Below are 22,218 nucleotides of genomic sequence, written 5' to 3'. Positions count from 1 at the left end.
CTGTAATTTAAAACTGAAGATTCAGATTAACTCCAAAAGACCTTGTTGTTGGCAATGCTAGACTTTCCAGACCTTGCGCATTTCCTGTATTGAAAGCTGTTTCGGGATCAATATTCGGAGCATCTTTGTATATAAAGAACAGATTACGTCCAAATGCCGATATGTTAGCACCTTGCAATCCGATATTTTTCAACAAGCTCTTATTGAATGTATATGTCAGCTTTATTTCACGGAATTTAATGTAATCGGCTTTATATACATAAGCTTCATTGATGTTATAAGATGCTTTGTAGTATTCCTGTGCACTTAAAATTGTGGTATTTGGATTACCATTTTCCAGAACACCTTGGAAGATCATACCGTCATCATATACGTTTACTCCCGATGGTGCTGTGCCTCCATTAAGAGGTATTCTTGGTGTTTTTGTATCATTTCCTGCGTAATAGTATTCAATACCTCCATTTTCGGCTCCACGTCCCGAAAGGGTTTGTTCTAATACTCCTGTATAATTACCTGTTCTGTTAGTTCCGGAGTAAATACTTCCACCGATGCTGGCATCAATCAGGAATGAGAAGTCAAAGCTTTTATACGTAAATGTATTACTGATACCACCTAACCAATCAGGAGTATAATGTCCTAATACTTTTTTTTGAGGATCGGCTTTAGGTAAACCATTGGATGCAACAATAATATTTCCATTATCATCTCTCTGATAGGCTGTACCATATAGAATACCATATTTTTGACCAACAGAGGCCAATATATCTACACCACCCGAAGAGCCTACTGTGTAATTTTCGATCAGACCATCCCGGTCAAGAACGACAACTTTACTTCTATTGGAAGAGTAGTTCAGGCCAACATTCCATTTAAAGTCTTTTGTTTCAACAGGCATAACATCTAGTTGAATTTCATAACCTTTGTTATTTATTTTTCCTGCATTCAGCAATTGAGAGGTATATCCACTAGCTGCGGTTGTCTTGATTTCAAGAACCTGATTAATACTGTTGGTATTATACCAAGCAAAGTCTAAACGCACTCTGTTATTGAACAGAGCCAACTCTGTACCGATTTCAGTAGAACGGGTAGTTTCGGGTTTTAAGTTCGGGTTTCTTTTCAATTTCGAAGAGGTTTGTATCGGGTTTCCTTGAAAAGCAGTTTCCGAATTAAATACAGTTACCAGCTGATAAGGTTCACCCCCGTCATTACCTACTTCCGCCCATCCGGCACGCAGTTTTAAGAAACTTAGTGTACTGCTTTTTATATCTAAAGCCTCTGTTAAAACTAAACTCGCATTTACAGAAGGATACATATACGATCGGTTCTCACGAGGTAATGCCGATGACCAGTCGTTACGAGCAGTAAGGTTCAAAAATGCATAACCTTTATATCCAAGTTGGGCAGATGCATAAGCACTATATATTCTTCGGGCTTTATATTCATTCGAAGACGTTAACGGGTCTCTTGAGTTAGTTAAAGTATAAAGATCAGGAACAGCCAATCTTGGGGCTTTTTGGTAATTGTTCTCATATGTTTTGTTCATTACATTAAATCCGGCAAGAGCATCCAAATGAAAATCTTTATTAAGCTCACGAGTATAAGTTAAGATAGCCTCTGTATTGTTCTCATTAACAGTATATGCATCTTCGGCATATGATCCGTATGGAGTACCGTTAGTGCCATATTTGATAGTGTATTTTCGGCGATCGTTATAGTAATCGGTTCCTGTACGGAATTTAAAATCCAGACCTTGTGCCAGATTAATATCTGCATGTACATCTCCGATAAGTCTGTTTCTTTTTTGTTGTACAGTATTATAATATGCATTCCAGTAAGGATTGCTATAGTAACTGTTATTCCAGTTTACATCTCTGTTATTTTTCAGTTCATTTATATCAACCTGACGACCAAACCATAAGAATTGAAGCATTACACCGGCTGCACGACCTCCTGATGGACCTCCCGGAAGGTTAGGAACATCGTTCACAATATAATTGGCAGTAGCTCCAACTTTAACTCTCTTGGTCAATTGATAACTTGTATTGATAGAGAAGTTTGTTTTCTTAATCTGAGTGTTAGGCACTACACCTTTTTGATTTTCGTGATTTACACCTAAGCGGAAATTATATTTCTCGTCTGAACCGGATACCGATACACCATTGTTAAACGTTACACCTGTATTGAAAAAGTCTCTTACATTATTCGGATGAGCAACGAAAGGAACAGCTTCTCCGTTTGAGAAGAATTGAGGAATAAGCCTTCCGTCCATTCTGGGACCCCAACTTTCGTCTACACCATCGTTGATACCACCACCTTTTCCGTCAACATAACTAAATAAACCATTCGAACCTTGTCCAAAAGAATTTTGAAATTCGGGAAGACTTGCTACAGTAGATAGAATTACGCCCGAATTGAAAGATACACCGATTCCTTTTTGCCCTTTTCCGCTTTTGGTTGTGATCAAAACAACTCCTTGAGCAGCACGAGATCCATACAGTGCGGCTGCATTAGGGCCTTTAAGCACACTCATCGTTTCGATATCTTCGGGGTTAAGGTCGGCTATTGCATTTCTAAAGTCACGAGTAGCTCCTCCTGAGTTAAGTTGTGAATTGTCTACAGGTATACCATCTACAACAAATAGAGGCTGATTATTTCCGGCAATAGATGTTTCCCCTCGAATAATGATACGTGAAGATCCCATATCTCCTTGTGAATTGGTGATGCGTACACCTGCCAATTTTCCACTAAGAGAATTTAATAAGTTAGGCTCTTTATTGCCTTTTAGATCATTGCTCTTTAATTCCTGAGTAGTATAACCGAGTGATTTTTTTTCTCTGTTAATCCCTAAAGCAGTAACTACCACTTCATCCAGCAGGTTATTATTTTCAGATAGAATAACATTAACTGGTTCATTGCTATCATAAACATCTACTTCCTGAGTTTTGTATCCTAAGAAATTGAATACGAGTGTTACAGGTAGATCTTCGGAAACTTTAATTGTAAATTGACCATCAAGATCTGTAGCCGTATTTACTTTAGCTGAAGATTTTAAAGTAACCGAAACTCCGGGAAGAGGTAAGCGATTTCTATCTAAAACTTCTCCATGTATGGTTGTATTCTGAGCATATATTGCTGTACCTCCCAATAAAAATAGAGTCAGCAAGAGTGCTTTCGCTATATTATATAGCGATTGTGAATGTTGTTGCAGCATATAAATTAATCTTTTTTTATTTATTGAATAGTAGTAGATTTGCTTATTTTTCTAAGCTGGCGTAATTGATAATTTGTTGTTGGATATTTTTCTTCTCTTTTGAATCGATATTTAGAAAACCATAGTCATGATTAAGTTTCTGCCCATCGTTTACAACCCATTCGATGAAGCTTTGAGCTTCTTTAGGTAGTTTTGAATCAAAAGCTAAGCTAAGTGTCTCGATTGGAATAAGATTTATTTTTTCGCTTTCAAGTAATGTTAGCGTTGCATCTATGCCCGAATTAACAGCTTGCCATTGATCTTTTTTCAAGTCTATAGGTAGAATGGCTATATTATCTTTTAATTCACGTGTCTTAGTATCGTATATGTAAGACAGATAGTTGAAAGCAACACCGGTTTCGTCTTTTTTAAGGGCATTGATTAGGAAAATATCATCGCCTGCAATCTTTTTACCTTTTAGTTGATCTTCTGTTTTTCCGAAATAATTTGAAATAACTTCAGAGTTAGATGTTTCGAGGCTTCCAGAGTAAATTGTAACCTCATTTCTGAAGGGATATTTGCCTTCATCGTCAATATCTTTCTCGAAAAAAAGTTGTTTTATTTTATTTTTATCTAAACCCTTATTACTTATTTCCGAGAATAGAGGGTTTTGTTTGTTAGCAACAGGTAATATGGCGTATCTTGCTACTTGTAACGATTGTTGAGCAGGATTTTTTATTTGATTTTCGTTTGTAACTACATTTATGTCAATAGCTTCATTATTTGTATTTCGATCAGCTACTTTTATTACTACACCGGGATTGGTTTTATTATACTCAGTTATCCATGCGTTTAAAATAGGATGAGTAAAATTTGCTCCTTTTATGTATAATACGTTTTCCGAGTTCTGAGCAAAAATTGATCCTGTAACTAAAAAAAGAGCGGCTATAAATGTGAATTTGATATATCTTGAAGTTTTCATATTGTTTCTTATTATATTTTGAATATTGTTTTTGGGATATAAAGTGTTGGGTGTGATACCCATCGTAGAGAGGTGGTCAGCAAGGCATGCACATTCGCATATATGGACAACAATATACATCGGTAAGTAGAGCTTCTACAGCTTGGTTAGCCGATTTAAAATAAGACAATGAGTAGTTTCCTACTGTTGAATAATCTTGAATTGTAGATGTGAAAAATACTGATTTCATGTCTTGATACTATTAGTGATAAACCTTTAAAACGATGTCTTAAAATTCTTTCACAAAAGAAGCTAACATATACTAATTTCGAAATACCATATATGTGGTATATTTAATTGGAGCTATCTATGATGTCTTAAGTGTTATAGATGTATATTTTTATCATACAGTATTTTTTTGTTGAATGATATATGTTTGAGAGCTTGTGTGTCTGCCAAACTTCAATTTTTTTATGCTGAATTAATTCTCTTCAATAAAAATATTTAGGTATATTTGAAGTAATAAGATAAAGAGCGTTAATATAATTTGTTAGCATTTTGTTTTTTTAAATTCTATAATACTAGGTTATGTTTATCTTCGCATAAAATCTCCTTATTATATTATTATTTGTGCAACTATCCAGATAATTTATCCTACTGTTTTTCGACCTAATAATATTCTATATAGAATAAATTTATTAGAATTCTAGATTGCTATATTATTTATTGTCTATTGCTATGATTTCGAAATATTTATATCTTCTTTCCGGTTTTTGTCTTTGAAAGACGGATTAAAATAGGTAAGTGTTTTTAATTCCGCAGCTTATAACTATTTTTGCTTGTAAATAATAATACCCATGGAAAAATACGGACTTATCGGTTATCCTCTCAAACATTCGTTTTCTTATAAATTTTTTGGTGATAAATTTAAAAATGAAAACATTGAGGCAGAGTATAGTAACTACGAAATTGCAGATATAAATAATCTACCTTTTATTATAAACTCTGATCCAAATATCAAAGGGCTTAATGTTACGATTCCATATAAAGAGCAAGTGCTTCGCTTTTTGGATGAATTGGATGAAACAGCAAAGGCTATTGGAGCCGTTAATGTTATCAAAATAATACGAAAAGAAGGTAACATTACTTTGAAAGGTTATAATTCGGATTTGATTGGATTTCAAAACTCAATACAGCCGATGATTGATCCTCTACTTCATCAAAAAGCTTTAATATTAGGAACAGGAGGCGCATCAAAAGCCGTTGAATACGGTTTGAGAAAATTGGGTTTGGAGACTAAATATGTTTCACGCACTTCCGCTGAAGGAGTTTTTACATATAAAGATCTTACTCCTGAAATATTATCAGAATACAAAGTGATAGTAAATGCATCGCCTGTAGGCACCTTTCCTAATATAGATGAATGTCCGGATATTCCCTATGAGTATCTTACCGACTCTCATCTGTTATATGATCTTGTATATAATCCTCCGGTAACGAAGTTTCTCGAATTAGGAAGAAAGCAGGGGGCAAAAATAAAAAATGGTGGTGAGATGCTCCAATTACAGGCTCTTGCAGCTTGGAATATATGGAATGCTATTTAGTATAACGGATATTTAATTTGAAAGAATATGATTCGCAAGCTATTAAAGTATATAAACTTGAAAGGTGAAATCGAAGATTTTGAGGAGATTCACCAGAGCATCGAAAAGGGAATTATTTTTAAAGGAACAAACCTGTGGATTTTAGTTTTTGCTATTATTATTGCTTCGGTAGGATTAAATACAAATTCTACGGCCGTAATTATAGGAGCAATGCTTATTTCTCCTTTGATGGGACCCATAAATGGAATGGGCTATAGCATTGCTATTAACGACTATATACTTTTCAAGCGTTCTATAAAGAATTTTACATTTGCAGTAGGAGCAAGTTTGGTCGCTTCAACATTGTATTTTATAGTTAGCCCTGTTTCAAATGCCCAGTCCGAGTTATTGGCTCGTACCAGCCCGACGATCTATGATGTGTTGATTGCTTTATTCGGTGGGTTTGCCGGAATTATTGCCATTAGTAGCAAAAATAAAGGTAATGTTATTCCCGGAGTGGCAATTGCAACTGCTTTAATGCCTCCTCTTTGTACAGCAGGATATGGTTTGGCAACAGGTCAGTTTACATTCTTCTTTGGAGCTTTTTATCTTTTCACGATCAATACGGTATGTATTGCCTTAGCTTCAACTGCTGTGGCACAAATTTTGAAATTCCCGATACGTAGTAATATCGAGGATGCCAGAAAGAAAAGAATTAATCAAATAATATCCGTAATCCTTACTATTACAATTCTTCCAAGTATATATCTTGGTTATAAACTTGTTCAAAACGAAAAGTTTACTATTAATGCCGGAAAGTATGTCAAAAGTATAAGTATCTATAAGGGAAACTATCTGTTGAAAGATGAGATCAATGCCGATAAGAAACAAATTCGGTTAGTATATGGAGGTACATCATTCAGTGAGGAAGATAGAAAAGATATTATCCGTAGAGCTGTCGATTTCCAGATAGATACTGCTGATGTTAAAATAGAGCAAGGTATTGCTTTTGAACCTGATCAAAGAGATAAAAGCCTTTCGCAGGAAAATAGCTTGAGGCAAGAAATTAATAGACTAAATATACAGTTGAAAGAAAATGAGCAAAGAGTAGACAGTATAAAAAGTCGTTTTTTGATTGGTATGCAGCTTCTTACCGAAATCTCGCCTTTATATCCTCAAATTGAGTCATGTAATTATTCTGAGGGTGTCACTTATTCACAAGATACAATAGATAATCGATTAAAGACAAGTGTTGTTATATTCACGACAAAAGAGAAATACTCTCTCAATCTTAAAGAAAGAAATCAAATTAAGGAATGGTTACAAAAGCGCTTGAATACCACTTTGGTTATGTTATTTTTTCAGGAGAACGATAAGGGTAGATAAAAAACGATCAGAAGTAATACTTCTGATCGTTTCTCTTTTTACCCATAAAAACCAATAACCATTATTTTTCAGCAAGCAATTCATTTACCAGTTTATTAAAATCGGTTTTGAATTCGTCATAAAATAATCCTGTTGCAGGTCCGTTAAACCCTGTATGAATTTTTCTCACTACACCTTTCTTGTCAATAAATATAGTTGTAGGGTAGCTTTTTAAGCCACCATCAAGAGCAGATAATACTTTTTCGGAATCACTGATTTTTCCTCCGACAAGTATATCATAAGTAATATCATATTTCTTTACCAGATTCGATAATACCTTTTGTATATACTCTGGGTCGTCTTTACGTTCAAAAGCAAGTCCTACAATTTCTACACCTCTATCTTTATTTTCTTTGTACCAAGGGGCTAAAAACTCTGCTTCGTCTAAACAGTTTGGACACCAACTCCCTAAAATTGAAATGATAACTACTTTGTCCTTAAATTTAGGATCAGTCAATGAGACCTCGTTACCTTTCAGGTCACGTAGTTTCAAGTCAATAGAGTTATACCCTTTTTTCAATTGAGTAAGTCCATAAGGATCAGCTAGGCGAGCATTCGGGTTTCGTGTTCCTTTTATCTTTTGGCTACCTTTGGCTGTAATAAATTCACCTTCAAAATTATCTTTATCTGTAAATTTACCTTGGATAAGGTAGGGACTTAGTCCGGCAAATGCAGATAGTCTGAACCCGTTTTTATCAGAAACTCCTTCCAGGTAACGGAAGTCGCCCGAATTTGTTAGAATAGAGCCTGTAAGTATACCATCTTTTTGACTAAATATGCCTACGTTATTTTTAGTCTCAGAGTCAGTAATAAACTGTATATCCCATTTACCATCTAAGGAATCGGCTGAGGTACCTTCTGTTACGAATCGGGGAGTAGCTCCATATACAGCTTTAAATTCCAATCCTTTATCTTCTTCGGAGAATAATCTTCTGAAAATACCAGAAATAGAATCCCCTTTTATTACTCCTTTAAGTTCTGTGTCATATGCTTTTATAGGAATAAAGATGCTGTCTCCTTTATATGTTACACCTTCCAATGGCACCCGCTCGGCTCCGTTTATCAGAGTTACAACTGCCGAACTGTCGGAGCTGCCTTTTTCTACTTCGAATGAGAACGGAATACTTCCATCTTTGGCGTTAAATTCGGCATGCCATTTTCCATCTTTTAATTTGGGGCTTTCTTGTTTGTCATTTTTGCAAGAAGCTAATGCTAGCGTCGCAGAGAGTCCTAATATTAAATATTTTTTCATTGTTATCTATTTTAGGTCACAGACCTATTTATTACTTAAGCAAGTTATAATTGATAAATAATTCTGAATTAATTGCTTGCTGTTATTTTGCGTATTATTTAGGATACAAAGTTATAATTGTCTTTTGTAAAATGAAATCCCATAAGTATGGTATTTACAGAAAAAGCAGTCCAATTGAATTATGGACTGCTTTTATATATAAAGTTTTATAGCCTTATTTCAGTAAAGAATCAGGATTTAGGTTTTCTCCCTCTATATCCTTGAAATATCTGTATGTTCCAACTTTAAGTTCTTCGGTTGCAGCTTCATCACATACAATGATTGCTTTTTCGTGAAGCTGTAGTGCTGTAATAGTCCACATTTGGTTTATTGATCCCTCAACAGCCTGAGCTAATGCTCTTGCTTTATTGTGGCCATTTACCATAATTAATACTTCTTTGGCATCCAATATTGTACCAACGCCTACAGTTACAGAAGTTTTAGGAACTTTGTTGATGTCGTTGTCGAAAAATCTTGAATTAGCAATAATTGTATCCTTTGTTAATGTTTTTACACGTGTTCTGGAAGACAATGACGATCCTGGTTCATTGAAAGCAATATGCCCATCGGGTCCGATGCCTCCTAAAAATAAGTCTACACCACCTACCGATTTCATTTTAGCTTCGTATGCGGCACATTCTTTATCAAGATCGGCTGCATTACCATTCAGTATATTTACATTTTCTTTGTTGATATCTACGTGATTGAAAAAGTTATCCCACATAAATGTGTAATAGCTTTGAGGATGATTTTGAGGTAAACCTACATATTCATCCATATTGAAAGTGATTATATTTTTAAAAGAAACGACTCCTTTTTTATTTAATTCGATAAGGCTTTTATACATTCCCAATGGAGAAGATCCGGTAGGTAACCCTAGAACAAAAGGTTTATCTGCTGTTGGTTTAGCTTCATTAATTTTTGCTGCGACATAATTTGCTGCCCATTTTGATAGGTTGTTAAAATCTGCCTGAATAATTAATCTCATGTTGTATAGTGTTTATGGTTATTCATATTTAAGGTCTCAGACCTTTTTATTGTTTTGGAAGAAGAGGTTCCAATAGTTAATCATAAAGAAAGATAGACTTTATTCAAGCCTATCTTTCTTTTATTATTATTTAGGGCTTAAAGAGGCTTGTATTCAACAAAAGCTTCGATAGCTTCATACGAAGCTAGCCCTAGTCTGCGATATAATTCGGCAGTAGCATGGTTTCTATCTTCAGAACGTTGCCAGAATAGGCGTTCATCATTACCCAAGAATGGAGCACTTTCCATCTGAGACTGGTGCTTAAGAATCGATAAACGTTTAGAACGCAATTCTTCGGGAGAGATAGGGACAGCCATTTCAATGAAGTCAATTTCCCATTCAGCCCAAGCTCCACGGTACATCCAGAAGCGGCAATCTTTAAGCCATTCTGTTTTTTCGTTTTTTAATTCATCTACAGCTGCTAGAATTGCATCCAGACAAACTTTATGTGTTCCGTGAGGATCGGCTAAATCTCCTGCAACAAATACCTGATGAGGTTTGATTTCCTGTAAATATTCTTTTACAATCTTTATATCTGCTTCTGATATTGGATTCTTCTTTACTTTTCCTGTTTCGTAGAAAGGCAGATCCAGGAATTTTATTTTTGAATCTTTTATTCCGACAAAGCGACATCCGGCAGTAGCTTCTTCACGACGAATACGTCCTTTCATGAATAATACATCCGCGGTATCTTCATCTCCGGCTTTCTTTTCTTTCATTAAGAAGTTTAGAACTTTTGTTAATTCTTCTTTCAAAATGGTATCGTTCGGACTGTATTTAGCGCGTACATTCTCCATGAGAGATGCATAGCGAATTACTTCTTCGTCACCAACGGCAATATTACCCGATGTCTGATATGCAACATGTACATCATGCTTCTGATTCACTAAACGTTGGAAAGTTCCTCCCATTGAGATAACATCATCATCGGGGTGTGGACTGAATATGATTACACGTTTTGGGTATGGGGCTGCTCTTTCGGGACGATTTGTGTCGTCTGCATTGGGTTTTCCTCCTGGCCATCCTGTAATAGTGTGTTGCAAATCATTAAACACCTTAATGTTCACGTTGTATGCCGAGCCGTATAATGCTAGAAGCTCACCAAGACTGTTATCTTGATAATCTTTATTCGTTAATTTAAGAATTGGTTTATCGACCTCGAAACATAGCCAAACTATGGCACGGCGAATCAGTTGATTTGTCCAATCACAGCTGGTTACTAACCAAGGTTTGCTTATTCTGGTTAGATCGTATGCCGAATTAAGATCTGTAAATATCTTTACATTAGGGTGGTTTTGCAACCAAGAGGCTGGTATTGCATCACTTTTTTTACCCTCTACAACATCTTTTACACTATGAGCTTTATCTTCTCCCCAAGCGATTAAGGTGATCTTTTTAGCTTTTAGCATAGTCGATATACCCATAGTGATAGCACTTTCGGGTACTTTGTCTAAAGATCCAAATGTATTGGTTGCTTCTTTGCGAGACTGATTGTCAAGTAGAATGATACGAGTCTGAGAGTTGATGTTTGAACCGGGGATATTTACTCCGATATTTCCTCCTCTACCTAACCCAAGTAAAAGGTGATCTATTCCTCCATAGCTTTCGATCTTATCTTCATAAGATTTGCAGTGTGAGAAGATTTGGTCTTTGGCAATTTCTCCATCAGGCGAAAATACCTTAGTCCAATCTATATCTACATGATCTAATAATAGATCTTTTAATAATTGTAGGTTGCTATCCGATCCTTTTTGAAGAGGGTAGTATTCATATACACTAAAGATCACTACATTCTGGAAACTTAATTTTTCCTCTTGGTGTAATCTTACCAGTTCTTGATAGATGGTTTGTGGTGAATGTCCTCCCGGAAGAGCCAATACATAGTACTCTTTGGCTTCTTGTTTTCTTCTTATTTCTTCGCCAATTTTTCTGGCAACGTAATTGGATGCTGCTTTTGACGACTCGTAGATCTGAGTGTCAATTTTTTCATAGCGTGTCAATGCGGTTTGCTCAAAAGCATTAGTCGGATGATAATATCTCTGAGGTATCCGTTCTAATGTAATCTGAGAACTTAAATCTGTTTTCATATCTTCTTTTATTACGGTTTTATTTAAGACTGAACCATGATTAACAAAGATAGTCATTTTAAAGTTCAAACGATTTGTTCTCCATAAGGTATTTTCGCTTATACATTATTTTTTTGATAGGGCGAAATACTGGTTTTTCCTTTTAGAAATGACATTAATTCTTTTGTTGAGTTGCTGGTTTGTCAGTCGTCTCTGTATTGTTGAATACTAGTTTTAGCTTTTGAGAATGTTGTTGAAAACAAAGAGTGCAAAGTTGTTACGCTTTGCACTTCTTCTTCTTCTTTTAAATATCTATAGTAAATAGAAGGTGTTTAATTTACAACAGATGTAACATAATTACTTCTTTTCGATGCCCACCATAGAGGAGAAGATGTTTTATCTCCATCTCTTAATTGTGCCACACCTTCAAGGTATTTAGCATTATTTATCAAAGATTCAGACTGAGGATAAGTCATACGAGAAATGAAATTCTCAGGATTCTTGATATCTTTCGAGTTGCTAGGGTATGTTCCTGCTCCCGGATCGATATATTTAGGAATATCAAATGCAGGAAGATTTAATCTGCGTTTGTCATCCCAAGCCTGATACGCTTGATCGGGATAGTTTGCAATGTATTTTTGAGTTATGATTTTCTCAAGTTTAGTATTTCCGTTTCCTGTAGCATCATCGTAATTAGCTGAAGTACCCCAAGTATTCTTGGCTGCAGAAGCAAGATAGGCAGTTGCATCGGCGTCACTAATTCCCCAGTTTAGGAAAGATGCTTTTACTCCTTTTTCATACCAGTCTTTAGCTGTTCCTGATCCTGAAACAAAGCCTCTTTCAACCGCTTCAGCCATTAAGAAACATACTTCGGGATATAAGAATACATCCATTGGTCTGGAGTCACTGGTTAAGATCCACAATTGGCTCATGTATCCGAAATCAGTATTCATATTACTCACTTCGTTACTCATAAGTCCGGGAGCAATACCTTTCCACTCTTTGTTCTTGGAGCTAGGGTCAAAATATTTAGCTCCACGAGGGTCTACTTTTGCTGGAGCGATAGCTCCCGTTGGTCCGTGATAAGCCAGACCGCCAATACCTGTAAGTACTTTTTCCATGGATGTAACCATTACAGATTTGCCTCCCCATCCTATCTGATACATATAGTATGGGTATTGATTTCCCCAACCGGTAACGCTTCCGATTCTGGCATCGCCATTAAGCTCCATTAATCCTGCTGCATTGCTTACTGCTGCTTGGGCTTCAGTTTTACATAATGTAGGGTCTATCTCAGATACTCTTAATGCTAAGCGTAAATGCAATGAGTTTGTAAACCTCTTCCATTTGTCTACTTGACCAAAGTATATATTATCTTCAGGGGTCATAAAGGCTTTTGACGCATCAAATAAGGCTACGGCTTCCTTTAATTCATTATAGAAGAATTTGTATTGATCAGCAAGAGGTTCATAAGGTGCAAATTCTGCATCAGCAGTATTTTTTGGAAATGGCATCGGGCCAAAGAAATCAGTTGCTTGTGATTGGATGTATACTCTCCATACTTTAGCAAGAGCTGTAAAGTTAGCAAGTTCTGGCTTGTCTTTTGTATCTTCAATCACCGTATTTAATAGGTACATCCATCTGAAGTGTGCTCCCCAATATGCTTCATTGTAAGAGTCAGCGGGAGTGTAATTACGTCTTCCTGGACCATTTTCCAGATAATGAGAGAAGACATCTACATTTATACTTTTGATACGTTGATGTAGATCTGCACCATCGAGTGTAGCTCCGGCTCTTAGAGCAGTTGCCAGATCTGATTTATAGTAATCTATTGTTCCGGGTACATTCGGATTGGTATTTATTGCGTCAAACCCGTTGTCACAAGATGTGGTTAGAAGGGTAAGACCAATAAGACCGGATAATATTATATTTTTAGTTTTCATATTTTACGTTTTTAGTGTTAGAATGAAACATTTAGGTTAAATCCATAACTGCGGAGAGTTGGCATTGATCCAAATTCGATACCTTGAGCATTACTTGAAGTAAATCCTGCTTCAGGATCAAATCCTTTTGTTTTGCTGTAGATCATAAATAGGTTTCTTCCTACAAGGCTCAGTTTGATAGCTTGGAATGGAGTTTTGCTTAAAGCTTTTCTTGGTATAGTGTATCCAATGCTAAACTCTCTGAATCTGATGTTTGTAGCATCATAAATCCAAGGTTCTGAACCTGATCCCAATCTGCCCCAATATTCCTGAGCTGTGGTTTGAGTTGTATTTGCAGTATTGTCAGATTTTCTGATTCCTTCAACTGTCATACCTTCTCTGCCGGCAAGAGTTCCTTCAAGAGTTCCTGCACCCATACCTCTGGCTATAGACCCCATGTATACATCACCTCCATATCTCATGTCTATTTGGAACATTACATCAAAGTTTTTGTATGTCAGGTAGTTTACAATACCACCCATCCAAAGAGGGCTGGAGTTTCCTAGCTTCTTCTTGTTGGTGTCGAAGATTGGAAGACCCGAATCGTCAATTAATATATCCCCGTTGTCATTACGTAGATATGGGATACCATAAATATCTCCATAAGAGCCGCCTTCTTTTGCTACTATTTCTACAAGACTTCTTGTTGAAACGTGGTTCAAGATTTGCTGTTCAACACCTGGATATAACTTAACAATTGTGTTTTTGTTTCTAGAGTAGTTAACATCCATACTCCATTGGAAGTCTTTTGTTTGAACAGGGGTTCCTGATAAAACAAGCTCTATACCTCTGTTTCGAACATTACCTGCATTAATATATTTATAAGTAAAGCCTGAAGAAGCCGGGATATTCATTTTAAGAATCTGGTCTTTAGCATCTTTATTGTAGAATGCAAAGTCTAGTCCCAAACGGTTGTTGAATGCTTTCAATTCAAGCCCTATTTCATAAGATTCAACCAATTCGTTTTTCAAATCATATAATCTCTTAGTTTCGTCAAAGCGACTAAAGAAATAAGATTCAGATTGGTTTGTTAATGTATTTGTTATGTTGGTTACGCTGATATTTCTTTCGTTCAATAATTGGTATGCATCAGCAGAGTTTCCTACCTGTGCCCAAGATACACGTAGTTTTGCAAAATTAATAGCAGAGTGATTAACATCCCACTTATCCAAAGATTCTGTAATCAACCAACTTGCTCCTACTGATGGATAGAAGAATGAACGATTGTCGGGATTAAGAGTTGAAGACCAGTCGTTACGTGCTGTTAAATCTAAATATAATGTATTGTCATATGAAAAAGACGCTGTTGCATATAAAGAATTAACTTGAGAGCGAGTTATTCTATCTTCTGTAGTTGCTCTTTTAGCATTATCCATTCTAAAGAAATCTGGAATAACTAGCCCGTTTGCGATAGTTCTTTCAGTATTTAGTCTTCTGTACATTATGTTTCCCCCTCCTGTCGCTACTAAACCGATTTTGTCTGATAAATCTCTGGTTGCAGTAATAAGGAAGTCAGAGTTGATTTCATAGAAAGACTCATTGGTTATTCTATAATCTCCCGATTTTTCCCAGAAAGGAGTATTGGTTGCTTGTCTGTTCTTGTATTGGGAAGCATAATAGTCCATACCATAACGTCCTTGAATGTTTAACCAGTCATTAAAATCATATTTCAATGATCCAAATCCAATCAAACGGTTTCTCTTATCACTATTTGTATTTTTGTACATTGACCAATATGGGTTTCTTATCATTGCTCCGTGGTTACTTACCCAGCTGGCTGGTAGGCCTGACAAATTTATACCACTACCATCGGTTGCAATTGTGTTTGGCGCAAAACCATAATTAGGATATAAAGATTGGTCTTTGTAGTCTGTTAAATGAACAGAGCGGGGTGTTAACAAGTAGTTATAGAAAATATTATCGGGGTCTCCTCCGATTTTAATTCTATTATCTGCTTGTTGGTTGATATAGGTCAGCTTCGCGTCAACAGAGAATTTGTCTGATAATTTGGCTGTTCCACGGATTGTTGCAGATGTCCTTCCAAAAGAACTATTTGGTACTACTCCTTTGTTAGATAAATTCATAACACCAACACGGAAAGTTCCTTTGTCGGTACTATTACTTATGTCAATACTGTTCGTCCATGTAGTTCCGGTTTGCATGATGTCCTCAAGGTCGTTGCCGTAAGAAGCATATACAGCATCTCTGCCTATTACATCTTTTACCGTTTGTCCTGTCATTTTTTCTCCCCAGCTTGATGAGGCAGTCACGTCATATTTGCCGTTTAGTCCTTGTCCATATGTGTTTTGGTATTTAGGAAGTTGCATAGGGTTTTCAATAACAAAGTTGGTGTTGTATGAAATGCCTAAGCCTTTTTTACCTGAACTTTTCTTGGTAGTGATCATGATTACGCCATTACCTGCGCGTGAACCATAAAGGGCTGCTGCTGCAGGTCCTTTAAGTACTGACATCGACTCAATGTCATCCGGAGCTATATCCGATAGGCCTGATCCTTTGTCTATACCACCGTTGAATAAGTCATCTGTACCTCCCGAGAAGTTATCGATAGGCACACCATCGACTACTATTAGAGGCTGATTGTTTCCTCCGATAGAGTTATTGCCACGTAATACGATACGAGAAGAACCCGCAGGGCCTGATCCGTTTTGCTTGATCTGCAATCCGGCTACTTTACCGGCCAATGCATTTGCAACGTTAGGATCTCTTGTTTCCATCAGTTGGTCTCCTTTGATTTCTTGTAGTGCATAACCCAGAGATTTTTTATCTCTCTTGATTCCTAATGCTGTAACTACAACTTCATCCAGAAGTTTTGTGTCTTCCGATACAACGATGTCTAGTTTAGTTTTTCCATTAACTTGTACTTCTTTAGGATTAAACCCTACATAAGTAACAACAAGTGTTGCATTCGATGGTACTGTCAGTTTATAGTCTCCATCTAATCCTGTCATTGAAGCATTAGTAGTTCCTTTTTGTACTACACTTGCTCCAATCAGAGTTTCGCCACTGCCATCTGTAACAATACCTGATACTGTTATGTTTCCTCCCGTTTGTGCTTTCATTGTCATTCCTGACAAGAGCATAATAAGTACCATCATAATGGGAGAGAGAAGCCTGAGGCCACTTCTTTTAGGTACTTCTGTTTGTTTGATGTGTTTACCGTTTTCCATAACGCCGCTTTTTAGTGAAAATATATAAATCAAAGATTATTTTAGTATTGTTTAAAATGTTGTTTTATAGTAATATAGTGGTTGTTTAATTCTTGGTATTATTGAGTTATTTAACTACTATTTAATTTCTTTGCAACAAATCTATGTACCTTATGATCTTTTACAAAAAAAGAATTGTTAATTAACATTCAGGCTCGAATTAAGTTTCGAATGTTAATATTTGTGATTTATTGTATTGTTCTAGAGTGCGTTAGGTTATTTTTAGATGCTTCGTTTGTGCCGTTTCTTCCGCTATGTATGTTATTAAACATAGAAAATGAGGGACTTGTGAGGAATTATTAAGCAATTGTATAATTCATTTTTTTTATCAAATACAGTCCGATTGATGTATATTGATTCTACAATGAAAAAATGTATCTTTGTTTCTAATTTAAGAATTGTATATGCCTGCTAAAAAGAGTAAAAAGAAAAAAAAGAGTGAGAAAACGGCATCCAGTGTGCTTCGTTTTCTGCGTAGCGAAAGAGGACACTTCCTTATTGGGGTTTGTGTGATCTTTATTGCATTATTTATGCTTATTGGGATGATTTCTTTTTTCTTTACCGGTGCAGCCGATCAAAGTAAAGTTGCCAATAAATATTTTCTGGATCTGATAATCCATAAGCAAGATATAAGTAATTGGACTGGAGTAGGAGGGGCTTTTGTTGCAGAAGCTCTTATCAATAAATACTGTGGGGTATTCTCTATTGTGATACCAATTTTTATTGGATTGATAGGGGTTCGTTTAATTGGAATAAAAACAATTTCAATTCTTCGAGCATTTATTCTATGTTCCTTTATTTTAATTTGGGGATCGATTTTCAGTTCGTTTGTTTTGACTAAGATTTTTCCGAATAGTCATATAATTTGGGGTGGAAGCCATGGTTCGGTATTGGAGCAATTGCTCGAAACGGCTTTAGGAGGTATTGGTGTTACATTGATTATTATATTGTTACTTGTAGTATTTATTATAATAACGAAGCAAACCTCAGTCGGCTTTTTCAAAAACCTCTTTCCCGGTTCTAATGGTGAACCTAAATATGACGATACTGATGTCGATTTGGAAGAGGAGGAAGAGGATAATGAAATTATAGAAAAGAACTCAGTTTTGAGTAAAATATTTAATTGGTTTAGGAGGAAGAAAAAAGAAACAGACACTGATGAGGGTAATTTATTAAATGATAATCTGCTTCCTGTAAATAATGAACTACAGCCGGAGCCGGTTACTCAAGTTTATAATGAGCCAATTAGGACTAAGCTTGTAATTAATAAGCCTTCGCGGTCTATTGATGTAGAAGATGATTTTGAGGTGGTTATTCCACAGGAGGAAGCGTATCAAGAAAGAAGAAACCCATCTCCGACTCCATTGCAGTCTGTCATAAACCCGGAAGAACGGGAGCTTACGGCTTCGGATGTGGACGAGATGGAGGATTACGATCCAACAAAAGATCTATCTAATTTTCACTTTCCTTCTTCTGACTTATTAAAAGTTTATGACAATACAGGGAAAGGTGTTGATATGGCTGAGCAAAAAGCCAATAAGGATAAGATTATAAATACCCTTCGAAATTATGGTATCGAAATAACTTCGATAAAAGCAACAGTAGGTCCCACTATTACTCTTTATGAAATTGTACCGCAGGCGGGGGTTCGTATTTCTAAAATTCGAAATCTGGAAGATGATATTGCTCTTAGTTTATCAGCTTTGGGCATTCGTATTATTGCGCCTATGCCAGGTAAAGGTACGATTGGAATTGAGGTGCCCAACAAAGATCCTCAGATTGTATCTATGCAATCGGTTATTGCTTCGAAGCGTTTTCAGGAATGTAATTACGATTTGCCCGTAGCTTTGGGTAAAACTATCACCAATGAAATTTTCATGTTTGACCTCTGTAAAATGCCTCACCTGTTAGTTGCAGGGGCAACGGGTCAAGGAAAATCTGTAGGATTAAATGCAATTATCACATCGCTTTTGTATAAAAAGCATCCGGCAGAAATGAAAATGGTATTGGTAGACCCTAAAATGGTTGAGTTTAATATTTACTCTACTATTGAGAAGCATTATCTGGCAAAGCTGCCTGATGCAGAGAAAGCTATTATTACAGATGTAAGTAAGGTAACTCAAACTTTGAATTCTCTGACAAAAGAGATGGATGACAGGTATGAGTTGTTGATGGCTGCCAGTGTTAGAACGATTAAAGAATATAACGAGAAGTTCAGAAAGCGTAGATTAAGTCCTGCAAAAGGGCATCGTTTTCTTCCCTATATCGTAGTTATTATAGATGAGTTTGGAGACTTGATAATGACCGCAGGTAAAGAAATTGAGATGCCTATTGCACGTATTGCCCAAAAGGCTCGTGCGGTGGGTATGCATATGATCATTGCTACTCAACGCCCTACAACCAATATTATAACGGGAACAATTAAAGCGAACTTCCCTGCACGTATGGCTTTCCGGGTAACATCTCAAATAGATTCCCGTACCATATTAGATATGTCGGGAGCAAACCAATTGATTGGTCGGGGAGATATGCTGTTCTCGCAAGGGAGTGATTTAGTGCGTATTCAATGTGCTTTTGTGGATACTCCTGAAGTGGAGGAAATAACACAATATATAGGAAAGCAACAGGGGTACTCTCATGCGTTTGAGTTACCCGAATTTGTGGGTGACGGAGGCAGTGATGATAAAGTTGGCTCTGTTGATTTGAGTGATAAAGATCCTTTGTTTGAAGAAGCTGCTCGCTTGATTGTTGTACATCAGCAGGGATCGACATCGCTTATTCAACGTAAATTTTCTATAGGGTATAATCGTGCGGGACGATTGATGGATCAACTGGAAGCGGCCGGAATTGTTGGTGGAACTCAGGGTAGCAAACCTCGTGAAGTCCTGATTATGGATGAGTATAGTCTCGAGCAAAAATTGAGTTCTATCTGATAGGTTATTAATATGAAAAGGCAGCTGATGGAAAATCTTAAATCGGGATATATAAGAGAGTCTTATTTGACTCAGACGAAACGTTATTGTCAGTTTTTGAAATTAAAATTAGACGGAGATAAAGTCGAGCAGTATAAGTATTGGCATGAAAGTCAAAATATATGGCCGGAAATTCCCGAGGGGATCAGAAAGGCCGGGATTTTGGATATGGAGATTTATCTGATTGGCAATATAGAGGTGATGATTGTTGAAACGCCGTTGGATTTTAATTGGGATGAGGCATTTGGTCGATTGGCATCTTATGACCGACAGGCTGAATGGGAAGAATTTATGTCGCAATTTCAAGATGTAGAGAATGGCGGTACATCAGATGAGAAGTGGCAATTGATGGAGCGAATTTTTTCTTTAGAAGATTGCCTAAAGGTAAAATAAATGATAAATTTGAATGTCTTAAGTGAAGCTGAGCTTACAGAACTATTTGTTCACTTAATATACGATTAAACTTTTCGTTTCAAGACTAGTCTAATTAAAGAAATATACAGATTATTATGAAAAAAAATATATCAATACTTGTTTTCCTTTTATGTGTTTTTGGTTTAAGTGCTCAAAATGCTAAAGATATATTAGATAAGGCAAATCTGGCTTATAATAAGGCGGGTGGTATTACTGCGTCTTTTACGGTTAACACTGAAGATGTAAAAGGAAAGACGGTCTATAGTCAAGATGGAAAAGCATACCTTAAAGGAAATAAGTTTAAGATAGATGTGCCCGATGGAATTACATGGTTCGATGGTAAGACTCAATGGGTATATGCCAAAGGAAGTGATGAGGTGAATGTCAGTAACCCTACGGGAGAAGAGTTGGCAGGAGTTAGTCCCTCAGTTTTGCTTAGTTTATATAAAACCGGATTTAAGCTAAATTATAAAGGGGAAAAGAAGGAGAAGACTAAGACTGTATATATTGTTGAGATGATTCCTTTGGGTAAAAAGACGGAATTTTCAAAAATGATTGTGACCATAGATAAGGCAACCAATATATTTACCTCTGTGAGCACATACGGGAAAGACGGTGTGGATAATCATTTGATAATAAATAAGATTCAGACAGGGGTGAATTTGGCGGACAATATATTTATTTTTAATAAAAAAGAATATCCGGGAGTTGAGGTTATCGATCTGCGTTAACCGATAAAATGATATAGATTTAGCCTATGTTTCTATAGAAAATAAGAAATGATTAGTCTTTTGTCTTATAGTATTTATCTATATCTTTGTTTTTAATATTGAAATTATCAAATAAAAATATAACTGTTATGAGTGAAAGAGTACGTTGCCTTATTATAGGGTCGGGCCCAGCAGGGTATACTGCTGCGATTTATGCTTCGAGAGCAAATCTAGCTCCTGTGTTGTATGAGGGTATACAGCCCGGAGGTCAATTAACGACTACTACTGAAATTGAGAATTTTCCGGGATACCCTGAGGGTGTTACCGGAACTGAATTGATGGATGACTTGAAAAAGCAGGCATCTCGTTACGGAGCCGATATTCGTACAGGAATAGTCACTGCTGCTGATTTGAAATCAACACCTAAAAAAATTACTGTAGATGGTAAAACCGAAATTGAAGCAGATACGGTAATTATATCGACGGGAGCAACCGCAAAATATTTAGGTATACCCGATGAGGCTAAATATGCAGGCATGGGGGTTTCGGCCTGTGCTACCTGTGATGGATTCTTCTATCGCAAGAAAGTTGTAGGAGTAGTAGGTGGTGGAGATACTGCCTGCGAAGAAGCAATCTATTTGTCAGGATTGGCTAGTAAAGTGTACCTTATTGTCCGTAAACCTCAGCTTAGAGCATCTAAGGTGATGCAGGATCGGGTGATGAAAAATGAAAAGATTGAAATTTTGTTTAATACAAACACATTAGGTCTTTTTGGAGAGAATGGAGTTGAGGGAGCTCATCTGGTAAAGCATTTGGGTGAGGCTAATGAAGAAAAATTTGATATTAATATTGATGGATTCTTCCTGGCAATTGGACATAAGCCCAATACTGATATTTTTGCCGGTCAATTAGATTTAGACGAAACAGGTTATATAAAAAGAATACCTGATAGTCCGAAAACTAATATTCCCGGAGTATTTGCTGCAGGTGATGTGGCGGATCCGGTTTATCGTCAGGCTGTTACAGCTGCAGGAACAGGCTGTCAGGCTGCAATAGAAGCTGAGAGGTATTTAGCAGATTAAAAGTATTATATATCGTTAAAAAGGGAGCTGACTTTAGTCAGCTCCCTTTTTTTGTGTCTTTATTGATGGATAAGAGATGTCAAAAGGTTCATTTTGTTATTTATATTATTTTTTTTCTTTCAGAATTACTTTTTTCTAATTGTATAATCTCCACTATTCTCTTTTCTTGAAATAATATTGGTTTTGATATTTTGTATGCTAAATATCGACAGTTGACATATTTTGTAAAAAATATGTTGATTTTTTGTTTCCTTCAGATTTTCTCGTGTTTTAATTTGGTCGTTCCAT

At 36.3% G+C, this 22,218-nt stretch carries 14 protein-coding genes; 6 read left to right on the top strand and 8 right to left on the bottom strand.

Annotated elements, in window-relative coordinates; translation table 11 throughout:
• Positions 1–7: 7 nt before the first annotated feature.
• The 3 genes from G7050_RS05650 to G7050_RS05640 form a co-directional block, all read right to left on the bottom strand.
• Positions 8–3,211 carry a SusC/RagA family TonB-linked outer membrane protein gene (locus G7050_RS05650; protein WP_166112413.1) on the bottom strand — a complete coding sequence of 1,068 codons (3,204 nt, stop codon included), beginning with the start codon at positions 3,209–3,211 and terminating at the stop codon, positions 8–10.
• A 43-nt stretch (positions 3,212–3,254) separates the two neighbouring features.
• Entirely contained in the window at positions 3,255–4,172 is a 918-nt protein-coding gene (locus G7050_RS05645) for an extracellular solute-binding protein (RefSeq protein ID WP_166112410.1), read from the bottom strand.
• A 76-nt stretch (positions 4,173–4,248) separates the two neighbouring features.
• Complete coding sequence (locus G7050_RS05640) at positions 4,249–4,401, bottom strand: hypothetical protein (RefSeq protein WP_166112407.1); 153 nt, start codon at positions 4,399–4,401, stop codon at positions 4,249–4,251.
• A 607-nt stretch (positions 4,402–5,008) separates the two neighbouring features.
• On the opposite strand from G7050_RS05640, the gene G7050_RS05635 reads away from it, so the two are divergent.
• Both G7050_RS05635 and G7050_RS05630 read left to right on the top strand, forming a co-directional pair.
• A complete protein-coding gene (locus tag G7050_RS05635) occupies positions 5,009–5,755 on the top strand; it encodes a shikimate dehydrogenase (RefSeq protein ID WP_166112404.1) in 747 nt (248 codons plus the stop codon).
• Positions 5,756–5,782: 27 nt separating this feature from the next.
• Positions 5,783–7,120: a TIGR00341 family protein gene (locus G7050_RS05630; RefSeq protein WP_166112401.1), complete on the top strand. Its 1,338-nt coding sequence runs from the start codon at positions 5,783–5,785 to the stop codon at positions 7,118–7,120.
• 61 nt (positions 7,121–7,181) lie between these two features.
• Here G7050_RS05630 and G7050_RS05625 read toward each other — a convergent pair whose 3' ends face one another.
• The 5 genes from G7050_RS05625 to G7050_RS05605 form a co-directional block, all read right to left on the bottom strand.
• A complete protein-coding gene (locus G7050_RS05625; RefSeq protein WP_166112398.1) occupies positions 7,182–8,411 on the bottom strand; it encodes a peroxiredoxin in 1,230 nt (409 codons plus the stop codon).
• A gap of 214 nt (positions 8,412–8,625) precedes the next feature.
• Complete coding sequence (gene nagB / locus G7050_RS05620) at positions 8,626–9,438, bottom strand: glucosamine-6-phosphate deaminase (protein ID WP_166112395.1); 813 nt, start codon at positions 9,436–9,438, stop codon at positions 8,626–8,628.
• A gap of 137 nt (positions 9,439–9,575) precedes the next feature.
• Positions 9,576–11,564: a glucosamine-6-phosphate deaminase gene (locus G7050_RS05615; protein WP_166112392.1), complete on the bottom strand. Its 1,989-nt coding sequence runs from the start codon at positions 11,562–11,564 to the stop codon at positions 9,576–9,578.
• A gap of 311 nt (positions 11,565–11,875) precedes the next feature.
• Complete coding sequence (locus G7050_RS05610) at positions 11,876–13,486, bottom strand: SusD/RagB family nutrient-binding outer membrane lipoprotein (protein WP_166112389.1); 1,611 nt, start codon at positions 13,484–13,486, stop codon at positions 11,876–11,878.
• Positions 13,487–13,503: 17 nt separating this feature from the next.
• Complete coding sequence (locus G7050_RS05605; protein WP_166112386.1) at positions 13,504–16,713, bottom strand: SusC/RagA family TonB-linked outer membrane protein; 3,210 nt, start codon at positions 16,711–16,713, stop codon at positions 13,504–13,506.
• Between the two features lie 443 nt (positions 16,714–17,156).
• Here G7050_RS05605 and G7050_RS05600 point away from each other — a divergent pair, with 443 nt between their 5' ends.
• From G7050_RS05600 to trxB, 4 genes are all read left to right on the top strand, one after another.
• On the top strand, positions 17,157–19,685 hold the full coding sequence (locus G7050_RS05600) for a DNA translocase FtsK (RefSeq protein WP_166112383.1): 2,529 nt from the start codon (positions 17,157–17,159) through the stop codon (positions 19,683–19,685).
• A gap of 27 nt (positions 19,686–19,712) precedes the next feature.
• Positions 19,713–20,117: an L-rhamnose mutarotase gene (locus G7050_RS05595; protein ID WP_166112380.1), complete on the top strand. Its 405-nt coding sequence runs from the start codon at positions 19,713–19,715 to the stop codon at positions 20,115–20,117.
• A gap of 116 nt (positions 20,118–20,233) precedes the next feature.
• A complete protein-coding gene (locus G7050_RS05590; protein ID WP_166112377.1) occupies positions 20,234–20,869 on the top strand; it encodes a LolA-like putative outer membrane lipoprotein chaperone in 636 nt (211 codons plus the stop codon).
• Between the two features lie 128 nt (positions 20,870–20,997).
• A complete protein-coding gene (gene trxB / locus G7050_RS05585) occupies positions 20,998–21,930 on the top strand; it encodes a thioredoxin-disulfide reductase (protein WP_166112374.1) in 933 nt (310 codons plus the stop codon).
• The last annotated feature ends 288 nt before the right edge of the window (positions 21,931–22,218 follow it).

The sequence above is a fragment of the Dysgonomonas sp. HDW5A genome (genome assembly GCF_011299555.1).
In the GTDB taxonomy this organism is placed as follows: Bacteria; Bacteroidota; Bacteroidia; order Bacteroidales; family Dysgonomonadaceae; genus Dysgonomonas_A.
The sequence above is the reverse complement of the archived record's forward strand: the minus strand, read 5'-3'. Positions and strand labels throughout refer to the sequence as shown.